This is a genomic window from Myroides albus (assembly GCF_024722315.1).
GTDB classification, from domain to species: Bacteria; Bacteroidota; Bacteroidia; order Flavobacteriales; family Flavobacteriaceae; genus Flavobacterium; species Flavobacterium album_A.
In genome coordinates this window covers 3,076,757-3,098,162 of sequence record NZ_CP102754.1, presented here as the reverse complement: position 1 = coordinate 3,098,162, position 21,406 = coordinate 3,076,757, and the positions used below count along the sequence as shown (strand labels likewise).

The window sequence follows — 21,406 nt, the reverse complement described above, 5'->3', positions numbered from 1 at the left end:
ATCATAGCTTTTATTTACAGTGTAAACAAGACACGCATATTCGATTGAAAAGTAGAGTGAACAATAAGATTTTCAACTGCCACAAAAATAGCAAACCACTCTTATCTCTTTAATTTTAAGTTCGTAAAATAATAAACCTAATTCACTTGATTTAAAATATTTGAGAACAATTCATTTAAAATTAGGACCATATTTAAAACAGAATAGTCAAAATAACAGTAAATCTTAAAAAAAGCTAGTAAAAAGTAAATGATATGAATAAGTTATACCTTTACGCCTTAAAAACACCCAATATGCATTTTACTGGCAAATTATTCAATTTTCTTTTTTTAGCCCTTATCACAACTCTTGTGATTGGCTGTCAGCAAAATAAATCGACTCATCAATTAGATTTAGATTTTCTCTTTAAAATAAAACTTAGCGATCCTCAACAAGATTCAATTGCTAAGAATGTTGAACATTTAACCCAAAGAGCACTTACTTCTAAAAACACCCTAAAGGATCGAGAGTTAATCGACAGCGTGCTTGATCAATTAAGATGGACAGATGCTAAAGAATTTGTGACTTTAGCCCATATAGCAAAAAAAGATGCCATTAAAAGTAAAGACCAAAATAGACTTGCCTCTATCTACAATGACCTTGCTGTCTACTACCAAGATAAAGGACTTTACGATAGCGTTTATTATTACCACCTTCAATCGGAAAATATTTACAAAAAATTACAAGACAATTACGCAATTGCGGAGAATAATTTCTACCAAGGAATCTTATTCTACGAATTAGGTCTTCAAATAGAATCAGAAGTAAAAATAGCTAAGGCATTAAAATTATTAGAGAAAAAACCAAACAATCCTGTATATATGTTAGCCTTACAAACAATGGCTTATCACTACACGGATCAAAACAACTTAGATAAAGCAGAACAATATTTAGACCGAGCTTTTCAAGTATATCAAAGAATAAAAGATAACCCTAAGTTGATTGCTCAAAACAGAAAATACCTTTTCTTAGGTAATCTCTATGCTAATTATTCAATGATTAGTTATTTCAGAGAAGATTACAATAAAGCTGAAATATTTGCCCAAAAGGGGATTGAAGAAATACAGAAAAACTTCAACCCATTTATCTTCTCTTTTGTCAATATGGATTATCAACTCGCTTTATACAAACAAGGCAATAATCCCAATATTATAGAGGGGTTAATGATTTCCTATAAAATACACGACAAGCTTGATTACGATTTTTACAAAGCAGATCTTAGTATTGCTATAGCCCAGATATACCAGGAAGAAAACCAAAGTGAAAATGCAATAAAATGGGCTAAAAAATCGTATGATATTGCAAAAAAAGCTAATTTAAACCTGCAACAAAAACAAGCTATAGAGTTTCTCTTATTACAAGACTCTTCTAGTAAAAACTATCATTTAATAGAAGAACTAATCCAGTTAAATAAAGTATTGCATCAAAGAGAAAAGCAAACCCAAGAGAAATTTACTAAGATTGAATATGAAACTCTTTATATAGTCAATGAAAACAAATCCCTACGATTTAAGATAACGGTAATTATAACGGTGTCGATAGTAGTTTTTTTAAGTTTAATCTTTCTGTTTTTTTACACCAGAACAAAAGCAAAGAACATTGCTTTGAAAAATCTTGCAATTAAAAAGTCTATTGATGAAAAGATACTGAATTTGTTATTCTTAAATAACAAGCTACAACAAAGTTCAATCAATTCCGAACGCAACAGAATCGCCAATGACCTACACGATGGGGTGATTAATAGTATCTTTACCTTGCGCTTTAACTTGCAACAACTACAAAGCGATAACCAACAATTACAAGATTCCCTTGTGGGTGAATTGCAAAGATTAGAAGCAAAGATTAGAGAGATTTCTCATGAATTGGCCAATAGCAGCGCTTTCAATAAAAATTCATTCGAAGAGCTGATTACTCAGTTAGTCAAACAACAAAAAAATCCATACAACACAAAGTTTACTTTAACCATTGAAAGTGATGTTTGCATGGAATCTTTAAGCGTAGAAGAGAAAATAAACTTGTATTATATCTTAAATGAAATACTCGACAATGTCAATAAACACTCTCAAGCAATTAACTGTTTAGTGAATTTCTATATCATAGATAATCAGCTTATTTTAACAGTAACTGACGATGGAATTGGCATGGATAAAGAGCAATCAAGAGAACAGACTCTAAAGCATATTAAAGATCGCGCAAATATCATTCAGGCCAAACTAAATATCGAATCCAATAACCCTGTAGGGACAAAAATCACTTTGGAAATATAAGTTATACAAGTGCCTTGGAAATTGTATTTTTATATATTTATTGCTTATTATTAAAGCATATAAAGCTGTGAATCTATTTATACGCCCTCTACAAAAAAAAAGGTAAAAAGTCGCTCTTAACTGAATTAAAACTCAATGCCCCTTTTTATTTTATCAAAGAAAAAGTTTTGGATTTAAAAAAGGATTTTAGCCTTTCAGATATTCCTGTAAAGGCTTTTCAACTAGGATATCACTTTTATAAAAAACTATCGCTATCCTTGTACATTACTGGCTAAAAGGGTTTGAATTATATGAAACACAGTACACAAAACAATAACAATAAATCTTAAAACGTTAAATATTATACAGTTACATCAACAATTTGTATATTGACACTCAAACAAAGTAAAATATGAAAAAACTCTTAATCGCAGTATGCTTAATAGCAACTACCTCTTTCACCCTTGCAAACATAACACCTACTATAAACATTGAAATTATGAACAAACAAAAAACAGAAAAAACGATTTACCAGTTTAAGGTCAAAGACATTAATGGCAAAGAGTTTGACTTTGCAACTTTAAAAGGTAAAAAGATATTAATTGTAAACACCGCTTCTGAATGTGGATTGACTCCTCAGTATAAACAATTGCAAAGTTTATATAACGAATTTGGAGGGGAAGACTTTGTAATTGTTGGTTTTCCAGCCAATAACTTTGGTGCTCAAGAGCCAGGTAGCAATCAAGAAATTGCAACCTTCTGTGAGGCTAACTATGGCGTAACTTTCCCTATGATGGAGAAAATATCAGTTAAAGGAGACGATATAGCGCCTATCTATGAGTTCTTAACCCAAAAGAAACGCAATGGAGTAACTGATAGCCAAGTGGAATGGAACTTCCAAAAATACCTTATTGATGAACAAGGTCATTTAGTGAAAGTTATTAACCCGCGTATTTTACCTACAGATCCAGAGATTAAAGACTGGATAAAGAATAAAATTGCAGTAGAATAACCAAAGAATTGACGGGTTTGTTTGTATCTTTGAGCTTTAGTTTTTTATTATGACTTATCCAGAAATAGAATTAGCCCAAAGCATTATACAAATCTGCAAAGCAAATAACATTAAACATATTATAATATCACCAGGATCACGCAATGCCCCTTTAACTATAGGCTTTGCCAGTGATCCTTTTTTTATGTGTTACAGTGTTGCAGATGAGCGTTGTGCTGCCTTCTTTGGAATGGGAATGGCTCAACAAATAAAACAACCAACAGCACTTGTATGCACTTCGGGATCAGCTCTTTTAAATTATTACCCTGCCATAGCAGAGGCATTCTATAGTGAGATTCCCTTAATTGTAATCTCAGCTGATAGACCATCGAGTAAAATAGACATAGGAGATGGACAGACAATTAGACAAAAAGATGTTTATGCCAATCATATTTTGTATAGTGCAAACCTTTTAGATCAGAACAGTCAAGAGAATGACCACTTGATTAATATAGCTATACAAACGGCAATTGTCAAAAAAGGACCAGTACACATTAATGCTCCTTTTGAAGAACCTTTATACAATACAGTTACTGAGCTTACAGTAAACCCTACTATCTTACCTTTTGAAAGCCTACCTCCTGCTCCTATTGAGTATACAAGCTATAGCGATAAATGGAACAAGGCCAATAAAAAATTAGTACTTGTTGGGGTTAACTATCCAGATGTACTGTCAAAGGCTACAATAGAGGCTTTAGCTAATGACCCTTCTGTTGTTGTACTAACAGAAACAACTTCAAATATACATCACAAGAATTATATTCAACATATCGATCGTATAATTACTACTTTTTCACAGGAGGATTTTAAAGCCTTCCAACCTGATATTCTAATCACTTTTGGGGGAATGGTCGTGAGCAAGCGTATTAAAGCTTTTCTGCGCAAATATAAGCCTGAGAGCCATTGGCATATCGATCTGTTAAGACACTATGATACCTTTGATGCTTTAACAGACAAAATAATCGATACACCAGAGCGATTTTTCCATTCGATTTATCAATTAACTAAAGGAAATCAAAATAGTAATTACCTATTATGGGCTAAAGACATTGCACACAAAAGATTAGAGGCGCATCAAAAGTATATGGCCCAAATTCCTTATAGTGATTTAAAGGTATTTGATTTGCTTATGCAAAGTTTTCCTAAATCAACTCAACTGCAAATTAGCAATAGTTCTGCCATAAGGTATGCGCAGTTAGTACCAATTGATCCATCTATAGAGGTGTATTGCAATAGAGGAACAAGTGGAATAGATGGAAGCACATCCACCGCTATTGGCGCTGGAGTTGCTTCTGAAAAGCCCAATGTGTTAATCACTGGAGATATTGGTTTTTTATACGATAGCAATGCCCTTTGGAATGCATACATTCCAAAAAACTTTAAAATCGTTTTACTCAACAATCAAGGAGGAGGTATATTTAGAATTCTACCAGGACATAAAGAAACTCCTGTGTTTAATACCTATTTTGAGACCTCACATAATCTAACGGCTGAGCACCTTGCCAAAATGTTTAATTTGGACTACATAGCCGTGAGAAGTGAACAAGAATTACAAAGGGAGCTACCTACGTTCTGGAATTCAAATAATAGACCAGTAATATTAGAAATTAGTACACCTACGCAGGTAAACGACCAGGTACTTAAAGAGTATTTTCGCAATATGTAAAAAAAATTCGCTTTTGTATTTGATAGTATTCAAATATTTTAACTATCTTGTACATACAAAAAAATTAAATAAAATTACTATGAGTAAAAGAGCTGAATTAATTGAAAAGTATGCTGCTGATTTAAAAGAAAAATGCGGTGTAACTCCAAAAATGGACTTATTAGAGAAAGTAACTATCGGATGTGGTCCTTCTATTTACAACAAAGACTCTTCTACTGTAGCAGGAACTTCAGAATCTGAATTAGCTACAGTAAAGAACAATTTTTTAATCAAAAAATTAGGATTAAAAGATTCTCCAAAATTGGATGAAGGAATTGCGAAAGTATTGAATCAATATGGTCAATCAAATAAAAACAAATACAGAGCGGTTGTGTACTATTTACTAACTGTACATTTCCAAAAAGAAAGTGTATACGCAAAATAATAATTATTGTATTTTCTATATTTTAATGACAAGGGTTATAGTTTACTATAGCCCTTTTTTGTGCTTTTAAAGCAATCAAAAAAGCCAGCAATCCAAAAGATTACTGGCTAATAAAACACTTAACTTAGAAAGTCTAATTACTTACTTGTTAAAATAACTCAAATCAAAAAAGACACTAAAGTATAAAAGGTCTATTTTTTTGAGTTCTCACTCTCTATCATGGGCAATTGATTGAGAGTGATTTGAATTAAAAAAAAATTGGGCTATGAAAAAAAAATACTTAAAAATGTATTACTAATCTTTATTAATTAAACTACTCTTTTGCCTTTGTAAAAGACATATTCCCTTTTAGGTAATCTAGCTACGGCTTGTGCAGAACAACTTGCATCTACTAAAACAAAGCTGGCCTGATCTGATTTTTTAGGCCATTGCATCTTTCCCTTATCATCCAATGGCAACTGTTGATCTTTAGTAGCAATCTTTAATGCTCTACTTAAGTGAAATTCATCTCTCCATCCGTAAAGTTCTGCTGATAATTTAGCTTTTTCAAGCATATCGCAACTACCAAATACAGACCAGTGATCTACAATACTATCTGTACCAGTCATTACTTTAACTTTGTACTTATAAAAAGTAGGTATAGGCATAATTGTCTTTCCAATTGGCACTGTAGATATAACTCCAATACCTAAATCAGCGAACTCCTCGCAAATGGCCTCTAACTCTACTTGTGGTATCTGAGCAAGGGCAAAGCCGTGACTGATATAAGTTCTTGCTTGTAATGCTTTATTCTCACGAACTTTATTAATTAGATATTCTATTGCAGCTATACCTGTTTTTGCAGACTCGTGCAAGTGAATATCTACTCCCTTGTTATAATCTAAGGCTACTAAGAGCATAATATCTAACGACCTTTGCATATTCCCATCTACCGTTGTTGGATCAAGCCCTCCTATATAATCAACCCCTAAACTTGCCGCTTCTCTTAATAACTTCTCACTGTCTGAATAAATAATACCATGTTGTGGAAAAGCAACTATCTCTGATTCTATATTATCTTTTTTATTATCAATAGCAATTTTCAAATTCTCTAAACTTCGTAGTCCACTTGTAGGTTCTACATTGGTTTGACAACGGGCAAAACAACTACCTTTGCTATTTAATAGAGTTATTGCCTTCTCAGCCTTGCTTGTCGAATTTAAAAGCATATCAGGCAATATTTGTCGCTCCAGCTCAATCATATCTTTTACCGAACGTGCATTGATTGGCTCTGCATTCCACCCTTGTCCGTAAAAAGTCTTGTCAATATGAATATGCATATCGCTAAAACTTGGAAGCATTAAAAGACCACCTGCATCAATTTGCTTTACATTTACAACTGATAAATCACCTGTGGTAAGCTCCAAGATAACTCCATCTTTGATATGAAGGTTATAAAGCGCTGTCTTAGTTGCCTTTACTTTGTTATCATCATTATACTCAAATCCTATTTCTAATCGCACGTTTTTAAGAATAAACTCTTCGCTGTTTGCTATAGCTAATAATTCTTCTTGTTGTTCCCTATTTTTACTATATCCTACAGTAGGCATAAAAATACCCGATGTAGCTACAGCAGCCATTCCTAAAAACTCTTTGCGATTAATCATTGTCAATTTCTTATTTCTGTATTACTCTACCTTTAAGGCTTATTACTTCCCTCCTGCGTTTTTTATTAATTCAGCAATTTGCTTTTTACCTAACTCAATAGCGTGGCTTAGGGCAGTGACTCCCTTGTTATCTGGGATATTCACGTCCACCCCAGCTTTAATGAGCTCCTTGGTAATTTGAATCTGGGTTTGCATACTTCCCTTACCTATTAATACCACTTCCATAATAGCAGTCCACCCTAAATTATTCACGTGATCAATCGGAAAGCCTTTGGTATTGGCCAGTAGAATAACCATATCTAAATGACCTTTTTCAGCTGCTGGTATTAAAGCAGTTCCCCCATAGCGATTAAACACTTGAAAGTCAGCTCCATGACTCAACGCCTTTTGCGCAATCTGTAAATTCCCTTCAGCTCCAGCATACAAAAAAGGACTATTGAGCATATCATCTTGGGCATTGACATTTGCACCGGCATCAATTAATAAAGATGCAATATCATTATATGCCTTGTATAGAGCGTACATTAAGGGAGTTTGTCCCTTTTTATTGACAACTTCTAAATTTGCTTTATCCCTAATTAGCCGTTTTACTTGAGCTATATCTTGTTTGTCTATTGCCTGGAAAAATTCCATAGTTTGATTGGCTTGCTCGGTTGATATTGATTTAGAATTATTATCACTCGAACAATTTGCCAACACAGTAGAACTCATCAATACAGCAAACAATAATAAAGACCAATATTTGACAATTCTACTCATAAGCCTTTGTTTTTATAACAATAACATCTCTGACAAAGATACAAGGCTAAGGAAAATACAAATTGTGAATTTACTTTGGTTTATTGTAAATATTATAACTTTTGCGAAACTCACCTGGAGTTAGTTGAGTGTGCTTTCTAAAAAAGTTATTAAAGTAAGGGGTATCGTTAAAAGACAAATTAAAGGCAATTTCCTTAATCGAAGCATTGGTAGTTGTTAAAAGGCGCTTAGCCTCGAGTATTATGCGGTTTTGTATCAGCTCACTTGCTGTTACACCAAGTATTTTCTTACATTTTATATTCAAATAATTAGAGGTGATTTTAAGCTTATCAGCATAAAAAGACACTTGACTCTGGCATGAATAATATTGCTCGAGTAAGGCTTCGAATTCCAATATCTTGTTATCTACCTTACCAAGACTTGTTAATTCAAAAGCCTCTTGATATAATTTATGTATATGCTTTAGTAGGGTGTGAAATTCAAGTAATGCTATCTCACGATCTAATCGATTAGTCAGTTTAAGTTGCTTTTCCAAAGCAAGTAACTTAACCTTCAAATCCTTGTACTGCTTTTGGTTTAAGTTTAATACACAAGGCATACCCACATAAAAAAAAGGAAGTGGACTCAAAAGCTGAAAACTGTTGAGCATAATCTTTGAAAACAAAAGTTGGAAGCCTTTGGTTTTCTCACTCATATTCCAATAGTGAACCTGATCTGGTCGAAGAAAGTGGATTTGAAAATCCTCTACCCTATGGGTGTTAAAGTCAATATCGTGAATACCACTACCAGATTCGACAAACAACAATAAATAGAAGTCGTGTTTATGTGGAGCAATTAAATCGTTTCTGCCTCTCTCGGTATGCTTAAACAAGGTAATATCCCAAGTATCTTCTCCAAGCATCTTAGAGGCTGTGAGTGTCTCAATTTTTTGTTTCATATTACAACGATATATCTATGACATTATACAAAAAAACCCTTAAGAACTAACTTAAGGGTTTTTAATTATTTATTTGTAAATAATATCTTATTTTTTAGCTAAAAGATACTTCTCAGCAAGTTCTCCTTCAATAGCTTTTCCTTCTTGGTCTAATTGAGCAAGAGCACCTTCTCTTACTTGATACTTAGTCTCTTCCTTATCTTCAACTTTTAAAGTGATAACCGATCCGGCAGCATCCCATGCAAAAGTTCCTTTGTCTTCAAATTTACCATCTGCTTTGTCTTGGTAAACTAATACTCTTGTGAAAGTTCCATCCTCATTTAATACAATAGTAGTATCAATTCCAGGACAGTCAGCACATGGTACTACACCTTGGTAAGTTCCACTCCAATCTAATGAATTTTGAGATGTATGTTCATCTACTACTTCTTTTTTAGTTTCAGTACTTTGCTCTACTGCTGGAGTTTCTGCTTCTGTTTTTTTGTCATTCTTACAACTTACAAAACTGATAGCTAATGCTAAAGTAGCCATAGCTACTAAATTTCTTTTTTTCATAATCGTGTTTAATTTTATGGAGTAAATATACTAATTATATAAAACAAGTCACAAAATTTGATTTAGAATATTTTAATACTTTTTAATTTTTACTAATAATACACAAAAAAAGGAAAATAGCTAACTATCTTCCTTTTTCGTTTTATAAATTTGGCAATTTGTAATTATTTCTTGGTTTTTACTTCGTTAGCAAAATACTCTTCTCCATCGGTTTTGTACACTTTAAAACGCACTTCCATATCCTCAGGTATATAAACTACAATAGGTAATCTACCGTTATATCTTACAAGTTCTGATTTACCACTAACAAATATATTCCTTTTAGGAGCATCCGGACATCCCATCATAGTTGAAAATACATCACCTTTAGATTCAAAAGAATAATAAGTATATCCCCATCCCTCTAAATTCTTTTCTTTTAAAGTTCCAACTAATCCAAAATTATTACAACCATCTACTTCCATTACCTTGCCAACGGAAAACTCAATCTTCTTATCATTGTCATTTTTAGAAAAAGGTACCTCTATTAATACCTGTTTATATCCTTTCTCTGGAGATGGAAAAATAGAAGGATCTAACCTGTTAACTGTCTGCGCCATAACTCCTGTGGTTGTTATTGCAAACAACATCAAAATTGATAAAATCTTTTTCATACGTTTAATATTTTATTTATGTATTTATAATACATTATGAAAGTAGACCTTTTTTTACAAGCCTACAAAAATTTAATACTTTTTATGACTTTATAACACATACTTAAAACTGACATTTTTTATCAGTTTCAAAAATATTAGTCAACGAATTAACAATAAAAAACTATTTTAATCTTAATTATGTTAAAGTAATTACTTTTTATATATATTTGTATACAAATCAAACAACGATTTTGGATTTATTATGAAAAACAAACTAAAAATAGCAGGCATTATTATCTTTTGCTTATCCATTATCATGCTTTTATACAATACAGACGAAAAGAGAATTGCTCTTTTTGGTCAAAGTACTATGGTGGAAATTCTGCAGGAATCAAATTATCAAGACAAGCATAATATCCACTTTAAATTTCAAGATAAAATATACAGTAAACAACTACCTAAAACAGTTACAAGCGACCTTAAACAAAGTCAAAATGTTAAGGTGTATAAAGACTCTAATAACGATAAATTTATCTTCGAGGCTGAGAACAAAAATTGGGAAACTTTCTCCTCTATTATTACAATGAGTATAGGCTTATTCTTTTGGGTTACTTCAAAGAATAGATATTAAAATGAAAAAGCTCATAATCTCCTATAAATAGGGATTACAAGCTTTTTTTTGTAGTAATCTGCTCACAATAAACAAACCTTTAATACTTAATATAAACCTAGTACGAACTGTTGATTACTACAGTACTTTTACAAAACAAAATCACTTGAACTCTAAAAACCTGTTTTGTAATTTTTAATGGGTGTTTTACTTACACTACAAAGATAGCTTCTTGTTGTTCCATCCCCTTTAAATTATCTACCCAATGGGATAAAAACACGACTAAAACAACAATTAACCCCGCTAAAACGTGAAAGAATTCAACCAAGACGCGGCTATTGAAAGCCATTTTGAGTAATATTTTTAGCCATAAAAAAAGCAGCAGGAGTAAAATCTACCACCTACTGCCTTTTCAGGATTGAATTAATAATTAACTTAAGATATATTATTCTGTTATTTACTGACCATGAGGATCTAACTTATAAAATCTTGTTGGCTTATACTTATTGGCAATTTGCAAGACCTTCTTAACCTGTCCATTTCTATCTACACAATACACCCCATTGAACTTTAAGGGGTCTGAATTAGGTACGCAGACAAATAATTTATCATCTACCACTGTAAATACATTCATTCGCGAAGAAGGGTTTGACAAAGGAATATCCAGTTTTTTGAATTGATCTGGCGATTTGGGATCTACCTCATAATACCCCATTTGCAAGCTAAACTTGGTTGCACTATCCTCGCTTGAATCAAAGCGATAAACTCCTTGAGAGATATGTAAATAAAGCTTGTTGTTATAGGAAAGAATTGACTGTACGATATGCTGCGTTCCAAAATGCTTTTCTATATCCACTATAAATTCCTTGTCAAAGTCTGTTTCTGACTCTTTAATCCTAAAGACTTGAGAAGGAAAATGGGAATAAAACTGATTCCACCCCCAAGAGGCAAAATATAAGTTACCCTGCTGGTCTTTAGTTGTTGACTGATTCTCTGACACAAAGAAGCTAACTGTTTTGGCCTTGTCATAAGCAATAAACTTTTCAAATCGCATTGTAGCTATATCAACCACAGCTAGGTAGAAGCTGTTCTCCTTCTCGCTAATTAAGTTAAAACTTGCCTTTTCTAAGAACACCACACTAATAAAGAGCTTTCCTTGTTTGTGATCCAAAACTAATGAACCTGTGCGAACAAGGTTATTCCCAGATTCATCTACCCATTTAGCCTCTGGTCTAAACTTTTGTATAAATGGCTTTAGATCAATTTTACCTTCAAGTAGCATACTTGTTGGGTTAAATCGCTGAATAGTCTGAGGTGCAATACCTTCATTGTAGAAAAAACCAGTATTTTGATCCACTACACACAACTTACGCGAGGGAAATAAATTGTCTTTGTTAATACTAATCTCTTTGTCTATATACAAGCGGTTACTACTATTTAGTTTGAGTTTATAAAGCCCAGGTGTTGAAGAATATCCTTTTTTATCCTTAGCCATACTAAAGATATAATCCTTGTAAAACACATGGCCAGAAGATGTCGAAGGGTCTGAATTGGTAAATATACTATTGTCCTTAATCAGGTCATAATTTCGTTTATTGTCTATCTCAGATAAGGTAAAAGAAAAGAATCTTGTAATATCAGGAGTTGATGCATCTTCAGTAGCCAAGACATAGTTAAAGCTATCGTAATTCAACTTAGCATCGCTACTTTCTTCCTTGAGGTTATTAATTGTACACGAACTGAATAACCCAACAAAGAGAACCACCATTATATACCGAGTAAAACTCGCACAAAATTCTATTGTCTTTTTCACTACTTCAATTGTTTTTTGACCTTTTACAAATTGTATCATATCGCTTTTATATAAATATTTAAAAACTATAAGTCAATTTCACTCTATAGTTACGACCAGGATTTTGCATCTTAAATTCATTGTAAATCTCATGGTTAAATAAGTTCTTTACCTCTGCCGCTACAGCTACTTGATGTCTACCAATATGCTTTTGATAAACAATACCAAGATTGTTTAAATGTTGCACAGGTATAATTCGACTCGTATTAATCTTAGAATCTCCCCACAAGCCCAAAAAGCCATTAGGTTCAAATTGCTTTTCTATAAAATCCAAATAGTACTGATGTACATAGGAGTAGTTCCAATATAAACTCAAGTCGCTATCAATTAATAAGACGTCTTTAAAATTATACGATACACTAAGGTTTGTATAGTAAAAAGGCATATTAGCTATCCTGGCTTTTTTATAGTGTTGGGTATTTAACAAATTGTCTTTACTTGATTCTAAACGAAAGTCATTCCAAGTTAAATTTGCCGAGAAAGCCAAGTGCTTAATAGGCTTGTAGTTTACATCCACCTCTACACCGAATCCCTTTACTTTATCTAAATTTAGAAAGACAGCTTGATATTGATTAATATCTTTTAATCGAATTAAATCTGTAGTCTTTCGATAATAAGTATTCACTTGAGCAGCTAACTTTTTATTTGTGAAAGTATAACCCAAGTTTAGGTTATAACTCTTCTCTGGATTCAAATCATAATTAGAAATAACAAAATTATTATCACCAAAGAATTCTTCCTTATCAGGTAACCTATAAGTATTCTCGTAAGAAAAACGAATGTAATTTTGCTTATCTATTTGATACTTTACAGCTTGAGAGAAACTCATTCCCGTTTTACTCACAGTCTTTTCTTTAACCAACAGCTCATGGGGATTATCACTAACATTGTATTTAGCCTTTAAGTGTCCATGCAAGAATTTGACTTGTGTATTTAAAAAAACGCGACTCTCAAATAAAGTAAAGTCAATGGCAAAACTGCTCACTAACTTTTGATAGTTTGTACCACTTGAATTAAGCTCATCTAAGGTAGATTTTGTATTATAGTGACTAAAGACTGTATTGTTTTCAATCAACACATAATCACTTAATAAATAACTTAAATTACCTCTTGTGGTAAGCTGGCTTTGAGTATTTTTTAGATACCCATCTTTGATGACCAAATTTCCCATCTCAGAGGAAGATACCGTTTGATGTACATTACCTTTCCAATCGTAATAAACGTTCTTTGCCTTGTCAAATAGCTCATAATCTATCTTACTATAAACTAGAAACTGGCTCCATTGCAAACGATGATTTAAGAATGCCTTTTTATAAGTTAAACTTGGTATAAAGCGCCCTTTTTCTTTCCTATAAGCCTTACCAAAAGCTCTTGCTCTGGAATAAGCATCATTTTGAATATCTTTTGACAACTCATAAGAATGAACACTAAATGAGATTTTATCGGCCCAAGAAAGGTCATTTCCTTGAAGGTAAAACTGCATGTTTGCTTGTTCAAAGGAATTGTGAAATAGCTTTGCTTTAATATAGGTTGTATTACCTGTTTTCTCCTCTAGATAAGGCAAGTTATTTACTTTAAAATTATTGTCGGAATAATTGTAAAAACTATTGGTTCCCAAACTCCAATTCGGTGACAATAAAACACTTGCATTAACAGAACCTATATGCGTGTTATAAGATCCTGTCTCATAGGAAAGTGTGGCTGCAGTTTCTTTTTTTTCTAAAGTAACAAGGTTTATAGCGCTGCCTAAAGCATCTATTCCAATTTTGGAGGGCAGTACCCCTTTATACACTTCTACTCGCTCCAACATATTGGTTGGAACTTTGTTTATACCATAGCTACTCCCGAGATAATCCATAGGAATGTCATCTACTAAAAAACGAACGGCATTACCTGTAAATCCGCCCACTATTATATTGCTATTTGCCCCAAGCCCTCCTATGCTTCTAACCTTTACTCCTGGAGTACTACTGATAAGCTCCTCTATAGAAGCAGATTTAATGGCACTTGTTTGTACCTGTACAATATCAGATTTAATTGCAGCATGCTGTAATCTTTCGCTTTTGCTCTTTGCTTGAATTGTAATATTATCTAATAAACGATCCTTTGGCTTGACCTTTATCGACACATTGTTCCAATCGGAATCTTTACTCAGGTAAACTATTGCTTCTTGTAATGGGCTACTAACTTCTACCAATAATGTATAATTTCCCTTAATTACAGCATCAAAAGAAAACCTGCCTTGAGCATCTGTTTTTTCTTGTCTATCAGCCTCTAACAGATATAGAGTTGCATTAGCTACCGTTTGATTTAACCCATCTACAACCTGTCCTTGAAGTTTATCAAATACTTGAGAGAAGCCTAAGCAAGGAAAAAGGATAAGAAGAAGAATAAACCGCCATTTCATAATGCTATATTATTTACATAAATCACTGGCGGATTATCCCAATTAACATCATTTAAGTTTGTTAGTGTCATAGTAGCGGTTTGCTGATCGGCATGAAACACGACCTCTAAGGTAATTACGCTATAAGTATTATAAGAATCCACCTGTGTTATCTTAGCTGTCAAACCAAAGTTAAATGGGGGACTATTTAACGAGATTTGATTGATAGAGAAACCATCATGTCCTTCTTTATTCCAGAGCCAGTATCTTCCATCCTCCGGTCTATTGTTCTTCTTATTGGGAACAACAAAGCTAAACTCATTATTGGCTTTAAAATCATAGCGAACAATACCCTGTTGCATATGATAACTTGTAAACTTATTCTGTTTATCGGCAGGAGAACTATGAAAGTTTACTTTACTTACTCTCCACTGGCCTTGTAGTATATTATTACTAATTACTTCACTTGCACTTGCTTTAAAAAATGGCACTGATACAATCAGCATCAATGCCATTACCCATTGTTTGAATATATTCATATTCTCTTCCCTAACTTATATATTGTTATTTCTTCTCTCCTGCAGCTACTATCTCATTTAAAACTTCATTGATACCGTCAAGCTGATCAGTTGTAGAGATAAATGTATCATACTTAACAAAGGTTCTCTTTAGATTTGTACCCTTGTCGTCTGTGAAAGTAAACTCAAGTTTTGAATCCGAAATCTTCTTTACAAGTACAGTGAATCGCATATCACTTTTTGCAAAGCTATTCTCTGTATGATAAGCTGTTTTAAAGGATTTTTGTTTATCATCCCAAGTCCAAGTATCTTCTTTTGCAGAAATTACTCCCATTGGAAAAGTGTACTTGAATAAACTCTTATCTGCTTGTAAGAACGAGTACACTAAAACAGATTTTGCTCTATCTGATTGAGTAACCTCAATACTTGTGTCAAAAGTTTGTTTGAATACTTCTTGTCCTTTCTCTAATATCCATGTTGAATTTAATAGATCAGACTTTTTAATAACTGGATCGCTAAACAACCCACATGAAAACACATCTCCATTTGGTAGTGTTATTTTTGAAGCGATACTCGGATCTACCTTTGTTTTCTCTAAGACAAAATCAGCTTGAGAACCATTTGCCAGCTCAGCTTTAAAGCTCATGGTATGAGTATCTCCACTTTTCTCCACTTTTAAATTCAATGTCGTTAACCCAAAGTTATAGGGAGGCATTGCGATATTTAATTGCTTAATTTCAAAACTATTCTCGTTTGCTGACCATTCCCAGTATTTTTTAGCAGAAGGGTCAAATGCACTGTTCTCACCTGCTAAAAATACAAATGTCTTATCTTTCTTAAACTCATAACCTGTAAGACCTTCTATCATACAAGCATCACTTGCTGGTATACCTTCTTCGACAAATTTTGTGAAGTGAATAGTTTTAATTTGCCATGTTCCAACAAGGAGATTCTCCTGTTTACCGGGGTCTGGTTTAACTACCTGCTCTGTATCTTTTGAAGAGTTATCGTCACTAGAACAAGCTGTTCCAATAAAAGATAAAGTAAATAAGCTTAAAATTAAAAGTGTTTTTTTCATTGTGTTTTAAGTATAAATTTTTTGCTAAAATAAGCTTAATTTAGATTTAATAAAAACAATATAATTACAATGACACTTTACTTCAGTATATTTTATTCTATAAAAAAGCTTTAATAACAAGTAATTTAGCAGTAAATTTTAGATAAAAAACGACTTATTCTTTTTCTAATGATTATAGTTTAACAATAATTTAAAAATATAATTAGTCTAAATAAAATAAACATATTCTTAAGTGAGTAAAAAAATAAAGGCTATCTGTAAACAGATAGCCTTTATGAGTTTAAGAGAATTTGGGTTTGTTGTTTGTGCAAAGCACTTTTGTATAGTTTCTAACTACTTGTAAAGTCATTTGTTTACGCTATAGTTAATCTATTGTTTTGTTTTTGTTGCATGTCCTCTTCTACATTAATCATGCCAAAATTATTTTATGCAGTAATTTTATTTAATATTAAGTAAGTTACATTAAATAGCTCCTAAAATATATATACAATAACTTAAATATAAACCTCTCTTTACTTTTTAAAGATATAAAGCGAATTCACTTGATAAAATTCATAACAACAAACTAGTATCATCAGTCAATGTAATACTTCTGCAAAACAGATAATAATTACACTCATACAACTAGAAACATTATATAAGAAAAGCCCTCCCAAATGGGAAGGCTTTTCAAGGCTAAGTGCTGTTAGTTTTGTATCCTACAGCAGGATGGTCGAAAAAAAAATTGTTTTGTTGTTTGTGCACAGCACACTTGTTTCTATTATAATTCTATTACAATAAATTCACTTCTTCTATTGAGTTGGTGTTCCTCAATCGAGCACGGTACTCCGTTGCTACATTTATTTATCAACTGACTCTCTCCATATCCTTTGCCAGTTAATCTACTCTTGTCGATTCCTTGCTCGATCATCCACTTCACAGTTGATTTTGCTCGGCGATCCGACAAGCTCATATTGTAGTTATCGTTTCCTCTACTATCTGTATGAGAACGAACATCTACTTTCATATTTGGATACAGTTTCATTACCTCTACCACCTTCATTAGCTCTATAGCTGCATCTGGGCGAATATTTGACTTGTCAAAGTCAAAGTAAATTGGCTGTAATTTCAACTTCTTAAACAAGTCATCATTAACCGTTACTTCTTCTGTTGCCTTGTCAAGACCTACATTAACTGTTCGCTTGCCAAAGGTGCGGTCTGCGTTTAAAACAAGCTCCACTGTACTATACTCTTGTTTTGAGGCTTGAAGGCGGTATTTCTTACCACACGACTTAAGCTCTGAGAGATAGTATCCCTTCTCATCTGTATATAGCGTATCTACTTGTTGATACATGGCATCGGAGATTATAACCATTGCATTAGAGAGTACCTTTTCTGTTTTAATATCATAGACTGTTCCCTCTATTTGCTGTTGACAAGCTTTCTCGCTGACAAAGTAAATATCATCGGACCCCTTGCCTCCTTGGCGATTCGAGCTCACAAATCCCTTACCAGAGTTTGTGTTTAGGTAAAAGCCAAAGTCGTCTAAACTACTGTTTATCGGCATACCAAGATTGGTTACCTCTGATACAGTTCCATCGGAGTAGATTCTAGCTACAAACACATCTAATCCCCCAAGGCCTGGATGTCCATCCGAGCTAAAGAAAAGAAGGTTGTCCGAAGATATAAACGGAAAGGTCTCTCTACCTGGAGTATTTACTCCTTCTCCTATGTTTTGAACCTCTCCATACTCTGCTTGACTTGAGATACTCACTCGAAAGATATCCGAAGCGCCTTTTGTACCTTCTCTATCCGAGGAGAAGTACAACCACTTCTCATCTGGAGTAAGTGCTGGGTGAGCGGTGTTAAAGTCATCCGAGTTGAAAGGCAACTCCACTACATTATCCCACTCTCCCTGATCGTTTAGACTCGCTTTGTAAATCTTCAATAGCGTATCGTCTTGTTTATTTCTCTTTTTCTTTCCGCTTTTCTTTGAATTGTTGCGCGTAAAGTACATCGTCTTTCCATCTTGAGTAAACACCGCTGTAGCGTCGTTTACCTTTGAGTCCAACACTTTGGATAACTTCACTGGCTCCGAGAAGCTACCATCGGGATTAATCTCACTTGCATATAAGCTGGTATAGCTCTCGTTTGTCCATTGATGTCTTTTACTCTCTCTTGTATCTTGAGTTTCTCTAGCGGATGTAAACACAAGTTTGTTGTCTAAAAGCGCCGCTCCATAATCGGAATACTCCGAGTTTATATCCAAGTTTTTCAACTGGTATCGCTCTGGCATCTCAGCTATGCGTTCTCTATAGGCTTTGTTGGCTGAGTAGAGTTGCGATCTAGCATCATCCACTTCCATTTTAGAGAACTCCTGCATTACCTGGTCAGCCTTGTCGTAGTTTTCAACCGCGCGCAAACTCTGCGCATAGCGGTAGTAGTACTCCGAGCCCAATGCAGATAAGTCTTTATCCTCATACTCGGATTCGAAAAGCTGAGTATACCACTTGTTGGCCTCTACCAGTTTTGCGTTAAAGTAATACGAATCCCCTAACTTTTGCAAAATGGACTGATTCACATAGCCTTTATCTGCTATGGTCTCATAAACTTTGATTGCATCGATATAAGCTAATTTTTCAAACTCCTTATCGGCTTTCTTTTGCTTTACTTGTTGTGCGTGAATACTCATACTTCCAAAGAGCATCAAACACACTAAAAAGCTTATCTTTTTTATCTTTTTTATCATCTGTGTCTTGTGTTAGATTGACCGTTAACTCTTAGAAGAAACGAGGGGCATTGATGCGTCCTGTTCTGCTAAAAATATCAAAGCGAAGCACAATCTCGTGTGATCCTGAGTTGTAGTGACGCAAAGCGGTTGTCTCTGCATCGTAGCTATAACCCACAAATAAATTGTCGTTTACTTGGAATCCCGCCAAGGCGCTAAGGGCTGCATCCCAACGGTAAGCCGCTCCTAGGGTGAACTTCTCTGCTATTAAAAAGTTTGCCGATACGTCTACTTGTAAAGGTGCCCCTTGTATTGCCTTGGCCAAGAAAGCGGGTTTGAACTTCAAGTTATCAGACAAGTCAAACACATATCCCCCCATAAGGTAAAAATGCATCTTCTCGCGCATAGTCACGACCTCTTGACTATCGTAGTTGTCGTTGTATCTATCCACTTGTAAAAACTTGGGAACAGACAATCCAAAATAAGCTTTGTCGGAGTACACGTATACCCCTGCTCCTATGTTGGGATTAAACTTGTTGTTGATATTCTCTTGAGACACCCCGTCTGATGGATCAAAAATGCGAAGCTTCTGATAGTCTACACTCAATAAATTAGCCGTTCCCTTTAATCCAAAGGCCAATTTATAGTCATAACTAAGGTCAATTGTATAAGATAGATCCACAGAGATATTATTCTCATCCATCGCTCCTAATCGGTCGTTGACAAAGTTTACTCCAAGACCAAGACCTGACTCACCAAGTGGCGTAGACACCGATACATGCGCTGTCTTTGGTGCTCCTTCCATTCCTACCCACTGCGTGCGGTAAAGACCAAAGATGGATAAATTTGATTTAGATCCAACATAAGCCGGATTTATAGCTCCTGTATTGTACATGTACTGCGTGTACTGTGGGTCTTGTTGTGCATTGGCCGTAGAAACGCAGCCTAATGTCATTAGGCCGATTCCCACTGCTTGTATTGTTTTATGTAAATTCATGTAATCTAACTAATTAATTGGTCTCTAAGTGTAGGTATCCCGATTTTTTGATCATGCGAGAACCAAACTTATCCTTGTACTCATAAGTGACAATGTAGTAATATGTTCCCGTTGGTAACAACTCACTTTTGTCCACTGTCACCCGGCCATCTGAGTAACCATTAAACACATTGCCTCGTGAGTTGTAATTACTCGTTTCGTAAACGCGTACTCCCCAACGGTTGAAAATCTCAACCGTATTGTTTGGAAAACGCTCGATATTGTCAATGATAAAGTAATCATTCTTACCATCTCCGTTTGGAGAAACAAGGTTGTAGATAACCACATCTCCGTCTAATAACCAATCTGTTTTAACCGTAGCAAGAGTAAAGAAACCATAGCCTTTCACACTTGTCGGGGTAGTGATTTCCTTCTTGTCTAAATCAACCACTCCACCTTCGTCAACCCAGATTTGCTGCTTGCTATCCCAGCGAACAATGTGCAGTTCTTCTTGGGGATTGACAAGTAATTCTTTCGGAGTTGTGCGCTCATCCCAACTTAGCGTTAGCATTACATCTCCCTTTAAGTTGTCCTTAGCTCTTTCAACCGTCCAATACTCATTCTTATTCAACAAGTTTATCACCCCTGAGGTGTTAGAGCGAACGCGGAAAAAGTTGTGATCCTCTGTATTGTATTTTCCTTGGTAAGAATCCTTCTCTCCCTCTGGAGCACTTATACGCGCATAGCGGTACATGCCTTTGTCTCCTTTTGGATACTGAAACTCTTCGTTTCCGATCTTCTCTACAAATCCCTCTGCGTGACTTTTATCACTTGGTTGTAACGCCTGAGCACCTTGGTGAAAAGTAAGCATACCTTGCAAGGAGTCAACTTTTACTATCCCGTCTTGAAAATCCACTGAGCCGTAAACATTCGCTTCATTCTTTAAATCAAAAGCGACCTGTTTCTCAGGGTTATTTAAAACAATGTGATAGAAATCTGATGGCTTGCTTCCTGAGATGATTTGTTTACCTTTAGCCCCTTCATAACGAGTAAAAACAGCTTTTGACTTTGTTGTTAAATCGCTATGAGTATAAAGATTATCGTTATTAAAATTACTATAAAAGTACACGCTACCATCGTTAGAGGTATAACCCTTATCGGTATTATCAAAGTCATAAGTTGTCGATAGTACACCTCCTTCAGCTACATAAATCACCCCTTCATTTATCAACTTTTTATTTTTATCATCTTGCACTTGAGCATTTGCCACAGAAGGCAAAGCCATAGAAGTACAAGCAACAATTTTAAATATCTTTTTCAT

General features: G+C 34.2%; 18 protein-coding genes. 5 read left to right on the top strand and 13 right to left on the bottom strand.

The genetic code is table 11. The features are described from left to right. Nucleotides 1-254 precede the first annotated feature (254 nt). The 4 genes from NWE55_RS13835 to NWE55_RS13820 all read left to right on the top strand — a co-directional run bounded on the left by NWE55_RS13835 (nucleotide 255) and on the right by NWE55_RS13820 (nucleotide 5,426). On the top strand, nucleotides 255-2,306 hold the full coding sequence (locus NWE55_RS13835; protein WP_155092653.1) for a tetratricopeptide repeat-containing sensor histidine kinase: 2,052 nt from the start codon (nucleotides 255-257) through the stop codon (nucleotides 2,304-2,306). Between the two features lie 391 nt (nucleotides 2,307-2,697). Continuing rightward, nucleotides 2,698-3,297 (top strand): glutathione peroxidase, encoded by a 600-nt coding sequence (locus NWE55_RS13830; RefSeq protein ID WP_155092652.1) that lies wholly within the window; start codon nucleotides 2,698-2,700, stop codon nucleotides 3,295-3,297. 49 nt (nucleotides 3,298-3,346) lie between these two features. After that, nucleotides 3,347-5,002 carry a 2-succinyl-5-enolpyruvyl-6-hydroxy-3-cyclohexene-1-carboxylic-acid synthase gene (gene menD, locus NWE55_RS13825; protein ID WP_160339077.1) on the top strand — a complete coding sequence of 552 codons (1,656 nt, stop codon included), beginning with the start codon at nucleotides 3,347-3,349 and terminating at the stop codon, nucleotides 5,000-5,002. Nucleotides 5,003-5,081: 79 nt separating this feature from the next. Beyond that, nucleotides 5,082-5,426, top strand: coding sequence for a DUF2853 family protein (locus NWE55_RS13820; RefSeq protein WP_155092650.1), 345 nt, complete (start codon nucleotides 5,082-5,084; stop codon nucleotides 5,424-5,426). Nucleotides 5,427-5,734: 308 nt separating this feature from the next. Here the strand turns inward: NWE55_RS13820 and NWE55_RS13815 are convergent, their stop codons facing one another. The 5 genes from NWE55_RS13815 to NWE55_RS13795 form a co-directional block, all read right to left on the bottom strand. Continuing rightward, entirely contained in the window at nucleotides 5,735-7,072 is a 1,338-nt protein-coding gene (locus NWE55_RS13815; protein WP_258204263.1) for an amidohydrolase, read from the bottom strand. Between the two features lie 42 nt (nucleotides 7,073-7,114). Then, a complete protein-coding gene (locus NWE55_RS13810; RefSeq protein WP_160339079.1) occupies nucleotides 7,115-7,831 on the bottom strand; it encodes an ankyrin repeat domain-containing protein in 717 nt (238 codons plus the stop codon). Between the two features lie 70 nt (nucleotides 7,832-7,901). Continuing rightward, nucleotides 7,902-8,768 (bottom strand): AraC family transcriptional regulator, encoded by an 867-nt coding sequence (locus NWE55_RS13805; protein ID WP_155092648.1) that lies wholly within the window; start codon nucleotides 8,766-8,768, stop codon nucleotides 7,902-7,904. 87 nt (nucleotides 8,769-8,855) lie between these two features. Beyond that, nucleotides 8,856-9,323 carry a copper resistance protein NlpE gene (locus NWE55_RS13800; RefSeq protein ID WP_258204262.1) on the bottom strand — a complete coding sequence of 156 codons (468 nt, stop codon included), beginning with the start codon at nucleotides 9,321-9,323 and terminating at the stop codon, nucleotides 8,856-8,858. A 164-nt stretch (nucleotides 9,324-9,487) separates the two neighbouring features. Continuing rightward, nucleotides 9,488-9,976, bottom strand: a complete 489-nt coding sequence (locus NWE55_RS13795; RefSeq protein ID WP_258204261.1) for an ecotin — start codon at nucleotides 9,974-9,976, stop codon at nucleotides 9,488-9,490. 244 nt (nucleotides 9,977-10,220) lie between these two features. On the opposite strand from NWE55_RS13795, the gene NWE55_RS13790 reads away from it, so the two are divergent. Beyond that, the gene (locus NWE55_RS13790) at nucleotides 10,221-10,589 is read left to right on the top strand and encodes a hypothetical protein (RefSeq protein WP_258204260.1); all 369 of its coding nucleotides are present in this window, start codon (nucleotides 10,221-10,223) and stop codon (nucleotides 10,587-10,589) included. 190 nt (nucleotides 10,590-10,779) lie between these two features. Here the strand turns inward: NWE55_RS13790 and NWE55_RS13785 are convergent, their stop codons facing one another. From NWE55_RS13785 to NWE55_RS13750, 8 genes are all read right to left on the bottom strand, one after another. Next, the gene (locus tag NWE55_RS13785) at nucleotides 10,780-10,917 is read right to left on the bottom strand and encodes a hypothetical protein (RefSeq protein ID WP_258204259.1); all 138 of its coding nucleotides are present in this window, start codon (nucleotides 10,915-10,917) and stop codon (nucleotides 10,780-10,782) included. Between the two features lie 108 nt (nucleotides 10,918-11,025). Then, entirely contained in the window at nucleotides 11,026-12,420 is a 1,395-nt protein-coding gene (locus tag NWE55_RS13780; protein ID WP_258204258.1) for a DUF4374 domain-containing protein, read from the bottom strand. A 19-nt stretch (nucleotides 12,421-12,439) separates the two neighbouring features. Next, on the bottom strand, nucleotides 12,440-14,827 hold the full coding sequence (locus NWE55_RS13775) for a TonB-dependent receptor (RefSeq protein ID WP_258204257.1): 2,388 nt from the start codon (nucleotides 14,825-14,827) through the stop codon (nucleotides 12,440-12,442). Then, the gene (locus NWE55_RS13770) at nucleotides 14,824-15,345 is read right to left on the bottom strand and encodes a hypothetical protein (protein ID WP_160340099.1); all 522 of its coding nucleotides are present in this window, start codon (nucleotides 15,343-15,345) and stop codon (nucleotides 14,824-14,826) included. Before NWE55_RS13770 ends, NWE55_RS13775 begins: the two co-directional genes overlap by 4 nt. Before the next feature lie 25 nt (nucleotides 15,346-15,370). Beyond that, complete coding sequence (locus tag NWE55_RS13765; RefSeq protein ID WP_258204256.1) at nucleotides 15,371-16,402, bottom strand: hypothetical protein; 1,032 nt, start codon at nucleotides 16,400-16,402, stop codon at nucleotides 15,371-15,373. 760 nt (nucleotides 16,403-17,162) lie between these two features. Next, nucleotides 17,163-19,130, bottom strand: coding sequence for an OmpA family protein (locus NWE55_RS13760; RefSeq protein ID WP_258204255.1), 1,968 nt, complete (start codon nucleotides 19,128-19,130; stop codon nucleotides 17,163-17,165). Nucleotides 19,131-19,161: 31 nt separating this feature from the next. After that, nucleotides 19,162-20,106 carry a PorP/SprF family type IX secretion system membrane protein gene (locus NWE55_RS13755; RefSeq protein WP_160340152.1) on the bottom strand — a complete coding sequence of 315 codons (945 nt, stop codon included), beginning with the start codon at nucleotides 20,104-20,106 and terminating at the stop codon, nucleotides 19,162-19,164. A gap of 13 nt (nucleotides 20,107-20,119) precedes the next feature. Next, a complete protein-coding gene (locus tag NWE55_RS13750) occupies nucleotides 20,120-21,406 on the bottom strand; it encodes a T9SS type B sorting domain-containing protein (protein WP_258204254.1) in 1,287 nt (428 codons plus the stop codon).